We start from the raw sequence: 16,142 nt of genomic DNA on the forward strand, positions 1-16,142 counted from the left end.
CCGGGCGGTCAGGCAAAAGCCCTATTCAGCAGCTTGCGTGCTGATAAACCCGCCGGATTGCCGCTGCCAGTAACGGGCATAAAGCCCGCCCTTGGCCAGCAGAACGTCATGCGGCCCTTCCTCTACAATCCGGCCCGCATCCATCACAACGATGCGGTCCATCTCGGTCAGGGTGGACAAACGGTGCGCAATGGCAAGCACGGTTTTGCCCTCCATCACACGCGACAATGCCGTCTGAATCGACGCTTCAACCTCGCTGTCCAGTGCACTTGTCGCCTCGTCCAGCACAAGGATCGGCGCGTCTTTCAGAATGGCGCGGGCAAGCGCGATCCGCTGGCGTTGACCGCCCGACAGTTTCACACCCCGTTCCCCCAGATGGGCGTCATAACCAGGTCGTTTCTTGTGGTCCTGCAGGTCGAGGATGAATTCATGCGCCTCGGCCTTTTTCGCGGCGGCCATCATCTCGTCGTCGCTGGCATCGGGCTTGCCATAAAGGATGTTCTCACGGGCCGAGCGATTGAACATCGCCGTTTCCTGCGTGACCATCCCGATGTTGTGGCGCAGGCTGTCCTGCGTGACGTGCCGCGTGTCCTGGTCGTCGATCAGAATTCGACCGTTTTCGGGTTCATAGAGCCGCAACAGCAGCGACACGAGGGTCGATTTCCCGGCCCCCGATGCACCCACAATCCCGACCTTTTCACCCGGTTTGATGGTCAGGCTGATGTCCTGAATACCGCCCGTGTCGCGCCCGTAGGAAAAGCCAAGGTGATCAAGTCTGATTTCTCCCTGAGGCACGTCCAAAGGTGCCGCATCCACATCATCTTCAACCCGCGCACGAGGGGTCAGGGTGCGCATCCCATCCTCGACCTCACCCACGTTGGAATAGATCGCCATCAGCGTGAAACTGACCCAACCGGTCATCTGGGCTATGCGGATCGCAATGGCGCCGGACGCCACGATATCGCCGGGCGTGGCAAGCCCGCGCTGCCACATCAGGATGGTGCCACCCAACAATAGAACGGGCAACAGGCCCGCCAGCGCCATAAGGGCAAACCGGAACCCTGCCGACAGAATACCGAATTGCACAGCATTGGTCCGGAACGTGGCCATCGCGCCCAGCGCCGCCTGATCCTCGTGATCGTCATGGGCGAACAGTTTGACCGTCTTGATATTGGTGATCGTATCAACCACCTGCCCGGACACCATCGCCCGCGCCGCAGCGCGACTGGCCGAGCGTTTGCGGATGCGCGGCAGATACCAGCGGATCAGCGCAAAATAAAAGATCAGCCACACGCCAAAGCCCAGCGCCACACGCCAGTCAATCGCCAGCAACAACAAGATCGATCCGACCAGCGATGCCAGCGCAAAGGCGACCACGTTGATGAATTCCGACACGACATCCGTGACCGCACGCGCAGCCTGCATCTGCTTTTGCGCGATGCGACCCGCGAAATCGTCGTCAAAGAACCCAACCGACTGCCCCAGCGTCCAACGATGCAGGCGCGACAGGACCAGCGGGTTCACGTTCGGCTGCACGATGATCGCGTTGGTCGCCGCACTGAAGCCAAACAGGATCGGGCGCGCGATCAGGAAAAACGCGAGCGCCCCGATGATCAGCCCGACATTGCTGACGGAAAAGAACCCATCCGGGCCAAGGGCGACGGTGGCGTCGATCACACGGCCAAGGATCAGCGCTGTACCCGCCTCTAACGCGCCAGCGGCGGCAGAACAGAAGGCCGCCAACCACAGCGCAGGCCATGCGCCGGACAGACACCAGCGCATGAACGGCCACAACTCCTGCGGCGGGGGCCCTTCCGCACGGCGAAAGGAATCGATCCAGTCCGAAATTTTCACTCAGCAGCCTCGGCTCCGATGAACCCGCCCGACTGGCGCGCCCAGAATTCTGAATATAGGCCACCTTGCGCCAAAAGCGCGTCATGCGGTCCGTCTTCGACAATTTTGCCGTCATCCAGAACAAGGATGCGATCCATTTCGGCAATGGTGGACAGGCGGTGGGCGATGGCGATCACGGTCTTGCCCTCCATCATCTTGTAAAGCGTGTCCTGAATCGCTGCCTCGACCTCGCTGTCGAGCGCACTTGTCGCCTCATCCAGCAAAAGGATCGGCGCGTTCTTGAGGATCACCCGCGCGAGAGTCACGCGCTGGCGTTGTCCGCCGGACAGCTTCACACCGCGCTCACCCACTTGCGCCTCGTATCCGGTGCGCCCCTCGGGGTCGGCCAGATCAAGGATAAAGTCGTGCGCCTGCGCCTGTTTTGCAGCCTCGATCATCTGCGCTTCGGTCGCTTCGGGACGACCATACAGGATGTTTTCCCGGACCGAGCGATGCAGCAACGAACTGTCCTGCTGCACCATGCCAATGTTCAGGCGCAGACTGTCCTGCGTCACTTGCATGATGTCCTGACCATCAATTTCGATTCGGCCCGATTCGGGGTCGTAGAACCGCAAAAGCAGCTTCACCAAAGTCGATTTGCCCGCGCCGGAGCGCCCGACAAGGCCAACCTTTTCACCCGGACGGATGGTCATGCTGATGTTGTCCAGACCACCGCTGTCGCGCCCGTAATGGTGGGTCAGATCGCGCACTGCGATCTCACCTTTCGCGATCTGCAAGGGCCTGGCATCTTTGGCATCGACCAGCGTGATGGGCTGGGCAATCGTCTCCATCCCCTCGGCCACGACACCCAGTTCCTGAAAGAACGAGGTCAGCGCCCACATGATCCATCCGGTCATCGCGTTCAGGCGCAGGGTCAGCGCCGTTGCGGCGGCAACGACACCCACACTGGCCGCACCCTGCGTCCAAAGCGCGATGGCCCAGCCAACCACGCCAACGATCAGCAATCCGTTCAGAAAAACCAGAACCACATCCATGATGGTAAAAAGCCGCATCTCGCGCATGAAGGTGCGGCGCGTGTTTTCGATGGCCGCCTTGGCATAATCCAACTCGCGTTCATGATGGGCGAACATCTTGACCGAATGAATGTTCGTATAGGCATCAACCACCTTGCCGGTCAGCTGCGACCGGGCATCAGACGCCGCCTTGGACGCAGGGCCGATACGCTTGACCGTCCAGACCACAAGGGCCGCATAAAGCGCGAACCAAAGGACCAGCGGTACGAGCAGCCGCACATCGGCGACCATCAGCAAAACCGCGGCCCCCAGCAGGTAAGCCAGCGAAAATGAAATCGCGTCAAACACCTGAAATATCACTTCGCCCGCTGACCGCGGGGTCTGCATAATCCGGTTCGCGATGCGCCCGGCAAAGTCGTTTTCGAACCACCCAACCGACTGACGCAGCACGTGTTTGTGTGACCGCCAGCGAATAAGGGTGCCAAAGTTCGGCAGGATCGTGTTGTTCAGCAGGACAACGTCCATCATCTGCAAGAGGGGCCGCGCCAGAAGCACGAACAGGGCGACCAGAATGACCTCGGTGCCGTAGGTTGCCCAGAACTCCTCGGGCGATGTGCCAAGCAGATCAACAACCCGGCCCATGTAATAGATCAGCCCAACCTCGATTGATGCCACCACCAGCGACATGATGGCGGCCAGAACGAACACCCCTTTGAAGGGCTGCGAAAAGTCCCAGAGAAAGGGCCAGATCCTGGTCGGAGGCGTGTCGGTTTCGGAATAATCGACATACGGATCGACAAGCGATTCAAAGTATTTGAACATGGGGAAGTCTCGTAAAGGTGTGGTACAACATGGAAGTGACGCAGGCCGAGGCCCGTCTCGTCACATCAGACGATCAGCGACAATATCAGGTGTCGTTCCAGATCCCGCGAAACATGTTGTAACCCTCCTTGGTTGTCCCAACCTTTAGCGCCGGGCGACGCAAAAGTCACGCCCCCAAAAGCGCGTTTTTGGACTTGGCGAGGTCAGAGGCCAGCCAATCCTGTTTCAAGGCGGCCAGCCTGTCGCCCAGCGCCTTGCCTTGCAGGTTCGGTAAGTCACTGGCTTTGATAGGAAATTCTTTTTTCGCGCCTTCCGTTACCGCGTCGACTGACGATACGCTCACCGCAGTGTTAGACAGCGCCGCGCGCAGCAGGATCGCGCCGACACCGGCCCGTACACCTGCCACATGGCCGATGGCCCTGGCCCCTAACAGGCTTGTGGATTGGGCCCGTACCTGCTCCAGACATTTTTGATCCGAACGGGACAGTCGCAAACGGTTGACTGCATCCTCTCCGCCCAAGGCGGCCAGCCGGGTCATCGGGTCGGGATCTGCCCCGACACTCTGTTCCAGATGAACCACGGGTGCCACAAATGTCGGGTCCGCCCCGGGCAAGATCGACGACAGCACACCAGTCTGCGCCATGACGGCCAAAGCAGGCGCAGGATCGGGGGCCGACAACAGCTTGATCATCTCTGCCCCGACACGTTCGGCCGACAGCGTTTGCAGACCATCAAGATTGGCGGCGATCCCCGCAAGCGCGTCCGCATCCCACCCCAGATCAGGAGATGCGTAATACGCGTGAAAGCGAAAGAAACGCAGGGTACGCAGGTAATCCTCGCGAATGCGCTGTCCGGCATCTTCGATAAAGCGGACATGTCCGGCGCGCAGGTCGGGCAACCCATTCAGAGGATCGACAAGGCGGCCCGCCCGATCCGCGTAAATCGCGTTCATAGTAAAATCGCGACGGCGCGCGTCATCTTCGATGTTTTCGGAAAAGGCGACGACAGCCCGGCGTCCATCCGTATCCACATCACGGCGGAACGTGGTCACTTCAAACGAATGGCCATCCACGACTACGGTGACAGTGCCATGCGCCACACCGGTAGGAACGGCGCGATATCCTGCCGCTTCTGTAACCTCGGTGACGCGCCGCGGGGTCGCATCCGTTGCAATGTCAATATCGGTTGCGGGCAGACCCATCACCGCATTGCGCACACAGCCGCCAACAAAAAGGGCCTTGTGTCCCGCCCGCTCCAGAACCTCACACAGCGCTAGGGCGCTTGGGTTGTTCAGAAACGGCGTATCAGGGTCTAGTTTTTGGGAAGTGCGTCGGTCCATGCGCGCAATATACGCGCGGTCGCACCCCAGATGTAATAGGGTCCGTATGGCACGGCGTAATATGATCGCCACTGTTGGCGCCAGCGGCGGGATTGAATGACATAGCTGTCCGCATCCAGCACATGGGACAAGGGCACGCGGAACACTTCGGCAACTTCTCCGGCCTCGGGCACGGCCTGAAACTCTTGGGTGATCAGGGCAACCACGGGGGTCACAGTAAAGGATGTGACCGTTTCATGGGGTGAAAACGTGCCCATCACCTCGACATGCTGCAAGGGCAGGCCGATCTCCTCATTCGCCTCACGCAATGCAGTCGCAATCAGGTCACTGTCACCTTCATCCTGCTTGCCCCCCGGAAACGCAATCTGACCGGGATGGTGTTTCAGCGCAGAAGAGCGTTTCGTCAGGATCAGATCATAGCCATCCTTGCCTTCGATGATCGGGGCAAGCACGGCGGCCGGACGCAACCGACGCCCCGCCGCAAGGGACACATCAGGATTGAGGTCAAAGTCAGAGGAGGCATCACCGCCCCGCGCCAAGGCAGCGCGGGTGCGGGATATCAGGTCATTCACCGGTTTGCGCTTCGGCCTCGAACCCGACAGTGGCCGGGTCAAGGTCGTAATGCGCCCCGCAGAACTGGCAATCCGCAGTGACCCGCCCGTCATCCGTGGTCATCTTTTCGATGTCACGGGCCGAATAGATCGACAGGCTTTGACGCACGCGATCCTCCGAACAGGTACAGCCGAAACGAACCGGTTGCGTGTCAAAGACGCGCGGCGTTTCCTCGTGAAACAGCCGCAGCAACAAATCATTCGGCGGCACTTGCGGGCCGATCAGCTCCATCTCTTCGACTGTGTCGAGCAGGATGTTCACCCGGTTCCAGTTTTCAGACTCATCGCCGTCAAGCAGATCATCCGCCGCCAGCAACTCGCCCGTGCCTTCGCCCTTTGCCACCAGTGGCGACGCCTTGGGCATATGCTGCAACATCACGCCACCCGCGCGCCAATGCTCGGCCACGCCCGGTTCGGACGACTGACCAAAGCTGAGCTGGAAGCGCGTCGGCAGCTGCTCGGACTGGGCAAAATACGCTTCGGCACAGGCTGAAATCGAACCGCCCTCAAGCGGCGTGATGCCCTGATAGGGGGTCATGCCCTGGCCCTGATCGATCATGATCGCAAAATATCCTTCGCCAACCTGATCAAACGGGGACGCATCGGTCAGCCGATCCGCATCATAGCTGGCATAGGCGCGGATGCGCGCAACATCGCCTTCGCCTTCGGGCGCATAGTAATCCGTCGCGATCATGCGCACGGCCCCTTTGGACTGCACCTGCAAGGACAGCTTCCAGCGCAGTTTGACCGTCTGGCCGATCAACGCAGTCAGCAAAGCCATCTCCGCAACCAACGCCTCGACCTGGGGTGGATAGTTGTGTTGCTTGAGGATACCACCCAACACCCCGTCCAGACGCGCAACGCGTCCGCGGATGTCAGAAGTATCAAGTTGGAATGGCAGGACGGTGTCGTCCCACACGAGTTGCGAACCAAGAGTCATGGGGTTTCCTTTGGCGCCACGTATTGGCATATCGACGCCCTATATAGTGTTGGGCAACAAAACTGAAAGAGGGTGCCGATGAACCGCCGGATGGGACCGCCCCCAGAGGCTGATCGGCGCTACACCCTGCGGCAGGGGGCCTATGCCGTCCTGCCACGGGACGGACGCGTTTTGCTGACATGCCAGATGGAGGACCAACCCGACATCCAACTGCCCGGTGGCGGCATCGATCCCGGGGAAAGCCCGTTGCAGGCCCTGCACCGCGAAGTGTTCGAGGAAACCGGCTGGCACATCGCGCGTCCGCGCCGTCTGGGTGCCTTTCGCCGGTTTGTTTACATGCCGGAATACACGCTTTGGGCGGAAAAGCTGTGCCATATCTATGTCGCGTGGCCAACCATGCAGATCAGCAACCCGACAGAGGCTGACCACGAGGCCATCTGGCTAACGCCGGATGATGCGTCCCACCTTTTGGGCAACGAGGGCGATCGCCACTTTCTGACCCGTTACTTTGCCGCATCCACCCCGTGATATTCGAAAAGGATACCGGATACGTCGTCGGGAAACGGCTGACTGACGGCAAATTCCCCCAGCTTCCACAGCATCGCCTCAAAGAACGCTGGCCCGGATACGTCGCGTAACTCACGCATCATCGCCTCCAAACCCTCTTCCTCCAGCATGACACCTTGCGGGTTAGGGCACTCCGTCACCCCATCCGACAACAACACCAACCGATCACCCGGGTTCAATGTGGCTTCGAACTGGGTAAAGGAAATCCCCGACATCAGCCCGACGGGGAAACCACCAGGCCCGTTCTGTTCAATCGCACCATCCTTGCGCTGGATCGCGGGATGCGGATGCCCCGCCTGCGCCATGCGCACGTGCCCCGTTTCAAGGTTCACATCGGCAAGTAGCAGAGTGAAGTAATGCTCCGTCTCCATCTCGTCGAGCACCAGATCGTTCAGTGTTTCGATGACGATTTCAGGTGGCAGAAATGCGTAACTGCCATCCTCCAACTTGTGCAAGGCGACGTTCTGATCGGGCGCCGCCGCCGACAGGTACCCCGCCAGCCGGGCCGTCATCAGGGCGGAACTGATCCCATGCCCCGACACGTCGATGGAAAACAGCCCCAAATGCCCGGCCCCTGCCGGAAAAAAGCCAACCAGATCGCCGCCCACATGCCCGCTGGATCGCAGCATCAAAGACACATCGCCCGTCTCAAACGATTTGTTGCGTTCGCGGATCAGGGATTGCTGCAGCTTTTTCGCCTCAAGCAAATCACTGTCCAGCGAATTATACACACGCTGCAACTCGTCCAGCGTTTCGGAAATCAGATCGTTTTTGCGGGTCAGTTCGCGCTGCATCAACAGGATGCGCTCACCCGCCTTGATCCGCGCGCGCAACTCGTTCGCATCGACGGGTTTTGTGACGAAATCGTCGGCACCCGCCTCAAGGCCCATCGCGATTTCGTTCTTTTCACTCTTCGAGGTCAGGAGGATGAAATATCCATACCGATCCCCTGACAACTTGCGAAAGGCATCGCAGAATTCCAGCCCGTTCATGCCCGGCATCATCCAGTCGCTCAGCACCAGATCGGGCTTGAAGTCTTCGGCGATGACCAGCGCTTCTTCGCCCGACGCGGCCTCGACCACCTCGAACCCCCATCGCTTGACGGAACTGCACAAAATCTTGCGCTGCAGCCTGCTGTCGTCGACGACCAATACCTTGTAGGGGGTCGATGCATCCGCAGATGTAGACATGGATTCCTGATCCATATCGATTTTCCTGCTCTGCAAAGTCATCACACCCGGTCATCCGATTTAGCTTGGGTCTACCTAATCCAAAGCGCTTAATGGTGCATGAAGTCACTTCGCCGAGTACCTAAAGATTTAAGCGTAACCTGTTCTTAATCGACCCTGTGCTGACATGACCGCAGCCGCTAGGAGATGCAGGATGATTGACTGGCAACGCGTAATAAACCTGAGGGAAGAGATCGGGGAAGAGGACTTTGACGAAGTCGTGCCGCTCTTTATCGAGGAAGTGACTGAAATCACCGACAGGCTCAGCACCGCGGTGGATTTGAACACGCTTGAGGAAGACCTGCATTGTCTCAAAGGCAGCGCCTTGAACCTCGGCTTCTCGCTCTTTGCCGATCTCTGCGGCGCAGGCGAATCGCTTGCAGCAAGGGGTGAAGCGGCATCAGTCGATGTCCCTGCCATCCTGAACAGCTTTGAGACTTCAAAACGAGCGTTTCTGGCAGGATTGCAAGACGGAATCGCAGCCTAGATCACGAACTGGGCCAGCATCTCGTCATTTGTAATGTCCGAATAAGTGAAACCGCCGGCGTCCAGCGCGGCCCGCAGTCGGTCAAAGTTCTCCGGTCGCTGGGTTTCAATCCCAATCAGCACAGACCCGAAATTTCGCGCCGACTTTTTCAGATACTCGAACCGGGCAATGTCATCTTCGGGACCAAGAATGCTTAGAAAATCCTTGAGCGCGCCGGGCCGCTGCGGCATCCGCAGGATGAAGTATTTCTTGATACCGGAATACCGCTGGGCGCGTTCCTTGACCTCGGGCAAGCGTTCAAAATCGAAATTGCCGCCGGATGTCACGCAAACCACCGTCTGGCCCGCAATCTGATCCCGAATGTCTTTCAATGCATCGACGGACAATGCGCCCGCAGGTTCCAGCACAAGGCCCTCGACATTCAGCATCTCGACAATGGTGGTGCAAATGCGGTCTTCGGGAATGTTCAGCACATCGGCAGGGCTGACATCCGACAACCGCGCAAAGGTCCGTTGGCCGATCTTGGCAACAGCCGCACCGTCCACAAAACTGCTGATCGGGGACACATCGACTGGCTGCCCAGCGCGCAGCGCCTCGGCCAACGACATGGCGCCGTGCGGTTCAACGAATGTGTACGCAACGCTATCGGCAAAATAGCTGCGTGTGCCCGCCGAAAGGCCACCCCCACCGACAGGCAAAACAATCCGGTCAGGCAAACGGCCCAACTGCGCTTCGATCTCGACTGCGACCGACGCTTGCCCCTCGATCACATCCTCATCGTCGAACGGAGACAGAAAATGACCGCCCGTGTCCGCACAAAAATCCTGCGCCGAGGACAGCGTTTCGTCAAAATAGTCACCGGTCAGGCGCACTTCGACATGCGCGCCGCCGAACATCTTGGTCTTCAAAATCTTTTGCTGCGGCGTTGTCACAGGCATGAAAATCACGCCGTGCACCCCGAAATGGCGGCACATATACGCAACGCCCTGCGCATGATTCCCGGCACTCGCACAGACAAACACCGCATCCTTGGCCATGACCTTGCGCATCGCATTGAACGCGCCGCGCAGCTTGTAGGATCGCACCGGGCTCAGATCTTCGCGCTTGAGCCAGATGTCGGCGCCAAAACGCGCCGATAGCAGATCGTTGCGCAACAGCGGGGTCGGCGGAAACACATCGCGCATCGCAGTTTCGGCGGCACGCGCACTGTCCTGAAAGCTCATGAACTGACCCCTTTTGGCAATCTTGCTGACCTACACGCCCCTGCACGGGCGGGTCAATCTTGCCCCTGTTGCGCAAAACCGATATCGGCAGCCAAACCTGATGAGGAACAAAGAAATGAGCGCCCCAAAGAAAGTTGTGCTGGCCTATTCCGGCGGTCTGGACACCTCGATCATCCTGAAATGGCTGCAAACCGAATATGGCTGCGAAGTCGTCACGTTCACTGCCGATCTCGGTCAGGGAGAGGAGCTGGAGCCTGCGCGCGCCAAGGCAGAGATGATGGGCGCGACGTCGATCTATATTGAGGACGTGCGCGAGGAATTCGTGCGTGATTTCGTGTTCCCTATGTTCCGCGCCAACGCGCTTTATGAGGGGCTGTACCTGCTGGGCACCTCCATCGCGCGGCCCCTCATTTCCAAACGCCTGGTCGAAATTGCCGCCATCGAAGGGGCGGATGCGGTCGCCCACGGGGCCACCGGCAAGGGCAACGATCAGGTCCGGTTCGAACTGGCCGCCTATGCGCTGAACCCCGATATCAAAGTCATCGCCCCGTGGCGCGAATGGGATCTGTCCAGCCGCACCAAGCTGATCGACTTTGCCGAAAAGAACCAGATTCCCATCGCCAAGGACAAGCGTGGCGAAGCGCCGTTCAGCGTCGATGCGAACCTGCTGCACACGTCTTCTGAGGGTAAAGTGCTCGAAGACCCCGCTGTGGACGCGCCCGATTACGTCTATCAGCGCACTGTCGCACCCGAGGATGCACCGAACGAGCCGGAATACATCGAAGTTGGGTTCGAGAAGGGTGATGCAGTCTCTATCAACGGCGAATCGATGTCACCGGCCACCATCCTGACTGAGTTGAACCGTCTCGGTGGCAAACACGGCATCGGTCGGCTTGATCTGGTCGAAGGGCGGTTTGTCGGCATGAAATCCCGTGGCATCTACGAAACGCCCGGCGGCACCATCCTGCTCGAAGCGCATCGCGGGATCGAACAGATCACGCTGGACCGCGGGGCCGCGCACCTCAAGGACGAAATGATGCCGCGCTATGCCGAACTGATCTACAACGGCTTCTGGTTCTCGCCCGAGCGCGAAATGCTGCAAGCGCTGATCGACAAAAGCCAGGAGCATGTGACCGGCACAGTCCGCCTGAAACTCTACAAGGGTCTGGCGCGGACCGTGGGGCGCTGGTCCGATCACTCGCTCTATTCCGAGGCGCATGTGACCTTCGAGGATGACGCGGGCGCTTACGATCAAAAGGACGCGGCAGGGTTCATCCAGTTGAACGCGCTGCGCCTCAAATTGCTCGCCGCGCGGGATCGCCGCCTCAAGTCTTGAGCTTCAATGCGGCGAGCGCCTCGTAATAGGGCATCGCCGCATCTGCGAGCTGGGCGTAATCGCCTTCCAGCTGTGGCAGGTCACATTCGGCAGACTGAAACCCGGTCGAATGATGCACGGCGCCGTACCAATGCGGGGCCCATGCGCCATCCTGCGGATGGCCACCGGATGGCCAATTCAACATCTCGGGCGTCCACGGAATGCCAATCTGTGCACACAAGGCTTGCAGCGTTCCGGCGGGATTTGCCCGAATGTCACTGGACTCCACGACAATCGGTGCATCAATCCGCGCGAGCAAATTGGCCTGTTGGACAAAACCCAGATCTTCCAGTGACGGTGCCTCCCGCTTTTTCGCATAGCTTGCGATGACACGGGCAGGATGGCGGATCAGCAGCACATGACACATCCCGTCCATCCAGTCCGTCGGCCAGTCTGGCAACATGTGGTGGGCCATGTGTTTCTGGTAAAAAACAGGCTCTGTTATGGGCTTTTTGAGCTCTGCTGCCACATCGGTAGGATCATTGGGTTGGCTGGCAAGCACCACATCGCGCATCGGGTGATCATCACCCGTTCCGGCGAGGAAGGCCGCATAAAACGGTTCATCCACCACCCGGCAATCACCGCGCGCGGCAAAGCTGTACATCATGGCAGTCGACAGGTTGCGTGGCCCGGACCACATAGCAATGCGTTTGGTCATAGCCCGCACGCTAAGTCGATGCGCGGCGCGGGTAAACGGCCAATCACAGATGCGCGACCTCCCTGCGCTGTGAATTGCGTGACGGCCCCCTTTTGTCGCAGGGTTTGTCCAAAGGAGCACTGCAATGACACCACGCCGCACGTTCAAAACCGTATCGCTGGCCCTCACAATTGCTCTGGGCCTTGTCGCGCAGGCCAAGACCAGCCATGCCCAGCAGCTTGAAACGCTCACCGTTGCGGGCGGTTGTTTCTGGTGCGTCGAGGCGGATTTCGAAAAGGTCAAAGGCGTGAAGGAAGCTGTGTCGGGATCTCGCGGGCGGCACAGTCGCCAACCCGACATACAAGCAAGTCACAGGCGGCAGCACGGGCCACTACGAGGCCGTGCAGATCACCTTTGATCCGGCCGAAGTGCAGGTGGATACACTTTTGTCGCTCTTCTTCCGCTCGATTGATCCGACGGATGCGGGCGGGCAGTTCTGTGATCGGGGCGACAGCTACCGCACTGCGGTATTCGCCACGCCCGCGCAGGCCAGTGCCGCGCAAACGGCCAAGGCAGACGCACAGGCCGAACTGGGCCAGACGGTCGTCACTCCGATCCTCGGGCCGGAAACATTCTATCCCGCCGACAGCTATCATCAGGATTTTTACAAGGACAGCCGCGTGATCCTGACCCGCTTTGGCCCCAAGTCCAAAGCCAAAGCGTACAAAGCCTACCGCGATGCGTGCCAGCGCGATGCGCGGGTCAAGGAACTGTGGGGGTCCGACGCGCCATTTGTCGGCGGTTAAGCCAGGCGCGCGTCCTCGATATCCTTGAGATCAGGGATCACATCTGCAGTCCCCTTGCGGGTCACCATTAGCGCCCCGGCTTGTGTCGCAAGGCTGAGCGCTTGCAGCATGGGCAGACCGCGATCCAACCCCGCAACAAGGTATCCGGTGAACGTGTCACCCGCCCCGGTCGTATCGACGGGAGTGACGGGAATAGCAGGCATATGTGTCTCTGATCCGCCCGAAACATCCAGCCAACGGCACCCATCGCCGCCCAGTGTCACGACGATGGACTCGACTCCAAGGTCAGTGAGATCGGCTTTCATCGCTGCGGTCAGCTGCTGCGCCTCGACCTCATTGAGAACCAGAAGGTCGGTGAACGGCAACACTTCGGCAACTGCATCAGCATCGAACGGGGCCGCTGCATAGACCACGTGCAAGCCCAGCTTTTTGGCGATCTCGGCAGCATAGCCCTGGCCGTTCGTTTCATTCTGCATGACCAGAAAGTCGCCTGCCGCTGCATCGGACAAGGCGGACCCGATCATATCCTCGGTCAAAGCACGATTGGCCCCGGAAAACACGATGATCTGATTCTCGCCCGCTTCATCCACAGCGATATTCGCATGTCCCGTTGCCTGATCGGACAAGGTCGCAATCCGGCGCGTGTCGACGCCGTATTCCAACAAGCGCTCCACCGTCCAAGCACCTTCCGGCCCAACAGCCCCGATATGGGTCACGCGGGCCGCGGCACGGGCAATGGCCACGGACATGTTGGCGCCCTTGCCGCCCAACCCTTGCGTGTAATCCGCAGCATGCAAAGTCTCGCCCGGCGCGGGCAGATGTGACACGCGATAGACGTTGTCGATATTGATCGACCCAAGGTTCCAGACCGCCATCAGCCCACCTTGCAGGCCGCTAGCACCGCCATGTTGAGGATGTCATTGGCGGTGGACCCGGACGAACAGATCTGGATCGATCCGTCCACACCGGCAAGGATCGGGCCGATGACCGTGGCACCGCCCATTTCCTGCATCAACTTGACCGAAATGCTGGCTGAGTGGCGCGCAGGCACGACCAAAATGTTCGCAGGCCCCGTGAGGCGCGAAAACGGATAGGATGCCTGCGCCTGCGTGTTCAACGCAACATCGACGGTCATCTCGCCCTCGTATTCGAAATCAACACCCCGCGCGTCCAACACGCGGGGCGCCTGATGCATCTTTTCAGCACGTTCAGACACCGGATAGCCAAAGGTGGAAAAGCTGACAAAGGCGACGCGCGGCTCCAGCCCCATATTGCGTGCAACCACGGCAGCCTGAGTGGCGATGTCGGCAAGGTCCTCTTCATCGGGCCATTCATGGACCAGCGTATCGGCGATAAACACGATGCGCCCTTTGTGGATCAGCGCCGTGATGCCCGCCGCCTTGCTGTTGATGTCCGCATCGAACACATGGTTGATCCGGTCCAGAATATGCGAGGACTTGCGGGTCGCGCCGGTCACCAGACCATCGCCATGTCCGTGCGCCAGCATCAGTGCGGAAAACACGTGACGATCACGCGCGGCAAGGCGGTGAACGTCCTGAATGTCAAAACCGCGCCGTTTCAGCCGGTCGTACAGATGGGTTTTGTACTGATCCAGATGGGTGGTGTTCGCCGCATTCACCACTTCCAGTTCACGCACCGCATCCGCAAGACCTGTCTCGGTCAGCTTGGCCTTCACATCTTCGATCCGGCCAATCACCAGCGCTTTGCCAAATCCGGCGCGCTGGTACATGACGGCAGCGCGCAGCACGCGCGGATCATCCCCTTCCGCAAAGATCATGCGGGCCTGCGCCGCGCGCGCACGGGCGTTGATGCCAGTCAGAATGCTGGCCGTTGGATCCATGCGCGACTTCAGGCTCAGTTCGTAGGCTTCCATGTCGATGATCGGGCGACGGGCCACACCAGTGTCCATCCCCGCCTTGGCAACGGCCGTTGGGATACGGTGGATCAGGCGCGGATCAAACGGCGTCGGAATAATGTAATCGCGCCCGAACGACAGCGACTTGCCATAGGCCAAGGCCACCTCATCCGGCACGTCCTCTCGGGCAAGGTTGGCAAGCGCGTGGGCGCAGGCGATCTTCATCTCGTCATTGATGGCGCGGGCATGGATGTCGAGCGCACCGCGAAACAGATAGGGGAACCCGAGCACGTTGTTGACTTGGTTGGGATAATCACTGCGGCCCGTAGCCACGATGGCGTCCATGCGAACCTCGTGCGCCGCTTCGGGTGTGATCTCGGGATCGGGGTTGGCCATGGCAAAGATCACCGGATTGTCGGCCATGCTTTCGACCATCTCGGGCGTCACGGCCCCTTTGACGGACACGCCCAGAAAGACGTCGGCATCCTTCATCGCGTCCTCAAGGCTGCGCAGCTCTGTTTTGACAGCATGGGCCGATTTCCACTGGTTCATACCCTCGGTACGACCCTGATAAATCACGCCTTTCGTGTCGCAGACGATACAATGGTCATGGCGCGCGCCCATGGCTTTCAGCAATTCGATACAGGCGATGCCAGCGGCCCCGGCCCCGTTCAGAACGATTTTGACGTCCTCGATTTTCTTGCCGGAAATGTGCAGCGCGTTGATCAGGCCGGCAGCACAGATCACGGCAGTGCCATGCTGGTCGTCGTGGAAGACAGGGATGTCCATCTCTTCTTTCAGGCGCTGTTCGATGATGAAGCATTCCGGCGCCTTGATATCCTCAAGGTTGATACCGCCAAAGGTCGGGCCCATCAGCTTGACCGCGTTGCAGAACTCGTCCGGGTCTTCGGTGTCCAGTTCGATATCGATGGAATTCACGTCGGCAAAGCGTTTGAACAGCACGGCCTTGCCCTCCATCACCGGCTTGGACCCTAGCGCGCCAAGGTTGCCCAGCCCCAGCACGGCGGTGCCGTTCGAAATCACAGCAACCAGGTTGCCTTTGTTCGTGTAATCATAGGCCAGTTCCGGATTTTCCGCGATCGCCTCGCAGGGCACCGCGACACCGGGGGAATAGGCCAGGCTCAGATCGCGCTGCGTCGTCATCGGGACGGTCGCGGTGATCTCGAACTTGCCGGGCGTGGGTTCCATATGGAACGCGAGCGCCTCTTCTGCCGTCACTTTGTTGCCTGCCATCGTTCGGTCCTCCCCTGACCTAATCGCTCTTAGCCCAGCGCGCTGCCCGCCTCAATCGACTTTGGCTTTCGCTCACCCTCTGCGCTTTGTAAGGTCGCCCGACACATGC

General features: G+C 59.6%; 13 protein-coding genes and 1 pseudogene. 4 read left to right on the forward strand and 10 right to left on the reverse strand.

Annotated elements, in window-relative coordinates; all coding sequences use genetic code 11:
* Positions 1-21: 21 nt before the first annotated feature.
* From ACERZ8_RS05500 to hslO, 5 genes are all read right to left on the reverse strand, one after another.
* Entirely contained in the window at positions 22-1,854 is a 1,833-nt protein-coding gene (locus ACERZ8_RS05500; protein WP_407591144.1) for an ABC transporter ATP-binding protein, read from the reverse strand.
* Positions 1,851-3,689: an ABC transporter ATP-binding protein gene (locus tag ACERZ8_RS05505; protein ID WP_407591147.1), complete on the reverse strand. Its 1,839-nt coding sequence runs from the start codon at positions 3,687-3,689 to the stop codon at positions 1,851-1,853. The genes ACERZ8_RS05500 and ACERZ8_RS05505 overlap by 4 nt, the downstream gene beginning before the upstream one ends.
* A 166-nt stretch (positions 3,690-3,855) precedes the next feature.
* Positions 3,856-5,028, reverse strand: coding sequence for a CCA tRNA nucleotidyltransferase (locus ACERZ8_RS05510; protein WP_407591148.1), 1,173 nt, complete (start codon positions 5,026-5,028; stop codon positions 3,856-3,858).
* A complete protein-coding gene (locus ACERZ8_RS05515) occupies positions 5,001-5,600 on the reverse strand; it encodes a CoA pyrophosphatase (RefSeq protein WP_407591149.1) in 600 nt (199 codons plus the stop codon). Before ACERZ8_RS05515 ends, ACERZ8_RS05510 begins: the two co-directional genes overlap by 28 nt.
* Positions 5,593-6,579 (reverse strand): Hsp33 family molecular chaperone HslO, encoded by a 987-nt coding sequence (gene hslO, locus ACERZ8_RS05520; protein ID WP_407591150.1) that lies wholly within the window; start codon positions 6,577-6,579, stop codon positions 5,593-5,595. The genes ACERZ8_RS05515 and hslO overlap by 8 nt, the downstream gene beginning before the upstream one ends.
* Before the next feature lie 78 nt (positions 6,580-6,657).
* Between hslO and ACERZ8_RS05525 the strand changes: the two genes are divergently transcribed.
* On the forward strand, positions 6,658-7,107 hold the full coding sequence (locus ACERZ8_RS05525) for an NUDIX hydrolase (protein ID WP_407591152.1): 450 nt from the start codon (positions 6,658-6,660) through the stop codon (positions 7,105-7,107).
* Here the strand turns inward: ACERZ8_RS05525 and ACERZ8_RS05530 are convergent.
* Positions 7,083-8,336, reverse strand: a complete 1,254-nt coding sequence (locus ACERZ8_RS05530) for a PP2C family protein-serine/threonine phosphatase (RefSeq protein WP_407591154.1) — start codon at positions 8,334-8,336, stop codon at positions 7,083-7,085. The two genes, ACERZ8_RS05525 and ACERZ8_RS05530, sit on opposite strands and share 25 nt — an antisense overlap.
* 193 nt (positions 8,337-8,529) lie before the next feature.
* Here ACERZ8_RS05530 and ACERZ8_RS05535 point away from each other — a divergent pair, with 193 nt between their 5' ends.
* Complete coding sequence (locus tag ACERZ8_RS05535) at positions 8,530-8,862, forward strand: Hpt domain-containing protein (RefSeq protein ID WP_407591156.1); 333 nt, start codon at positions 8,530-8,532, stop codon at positions 8,860-8,862.
* Here ACERZ8_RS05535 and ilvA read toward each other — a convergent pair.
* The gene (gene ilvA, locus ACERZ8_RS05540) at positions 8,859-10,085 is read right to left on the reverse strand and encodes a threonine ammonia-lyase IlvA (protein ID WP_407591158.1); all 1,227 of its coding nucleotides are present in this window, start codon (positions 10,083-10,085) and stop codon (positions 8,859-8,861) included. The two genes, ACERZ8_RS05535 and ilvA, sit on opposite strands and share 4 nt — an antisense overlap.
* Positions 10,086-10,200: 115 nt before the next feature.
* Between ilvA and ACERZ8_RS05545 the strand changes: the two genes are divergently transcribed.
* Complete coding sequence (locus ACERZ8_RS05545) at positions 10,201-11,421, forward strand: argininosuccinate synthase (protein WP_407591160.1); 1,221 nt, start codon at positions 10,201-10,203, stop codon at positions 11,419-11,421.
* Here ACERZ8_RS05545 and ACERZ8_RS05550 read toward each other — a convergent pair.
* The gene (locus ACERZ8_RS05550; protein ID WP_407591161.1) at positions 11,411-12,118 is read right to left on the reverse strand and encodes a sulfotransferase-like domain-containing protein; all 708 of its coding nucleotides are present in this window, start codon (positions 12,116-12,118) and stop codon (positions 11,411-11,413) included. The genes ACERZ8_RS05545 and ACERZ8_RS05550 overlap by 11 nt on opposite strands.
* A 124-nt stretch (positions 12,119-12,242) precedes the next feature.
* Here ACERZ8_RS05550 and msrA point away from each other — a divergent pair.
* A pseudogene (msrA, locus tag ACERZ8_RS05555) lies at positions 12,243-12,903 on the forward strand (peptide-methionine (S)-S-oxide reductase MsrA).
* Here msrA and ACERZ8_RS05560 read toward each other — a convergent pair.
* Both ACERZ8_RS05560 and ACERZ8_RS05565 read right to left on the reverse strand, forming a co-directional pair.
* Positions 12,900-13,778 carry a ribokinase gene (locus ACERZ8_RS05560; RefSeq protein WP_407591162.1) on the reverse strand — a complete coding sequence of 293 codons (879 nt, stop codon included), beginning with the start codon at positions 13,776-13,778 and terminating at the stop codon, positions 12,900-12,902. The pseudogene msrA and the gene ACERZ8_RS05560 sit on opposite strands and share 4 nt — an antisense overlap.
* Positions 13,778-16,033 carry an NADP-dependent malic enzyme gene (locus tag ACERZ8_RS05565; protein WP_407591165.1) on the reverse strand — a complete coding sequence of 752 codons (2,256 nt, stop codon included), beginning with the start codon at positions 16,031-16,033 and terminating at the stop codon, positions 13,778-13,780. Before ACERZ8_RS05565 ends, ACERZ8_RS05560 begins: the two co-directional genes overlap by 1 nt.
* Positions 16,034-16,142: the final 109 nt, after the last annotated feature.

Source organism: Tateyamaria armeniaca, from assembly GCF_045797845.1.
GTDB lineage: Bacteria > Pseudomonadota > Alphaproteobacteria > Rhodobacterales > Rhodobacteraceae > Tateyamaria > Tateyamaria armeniaca.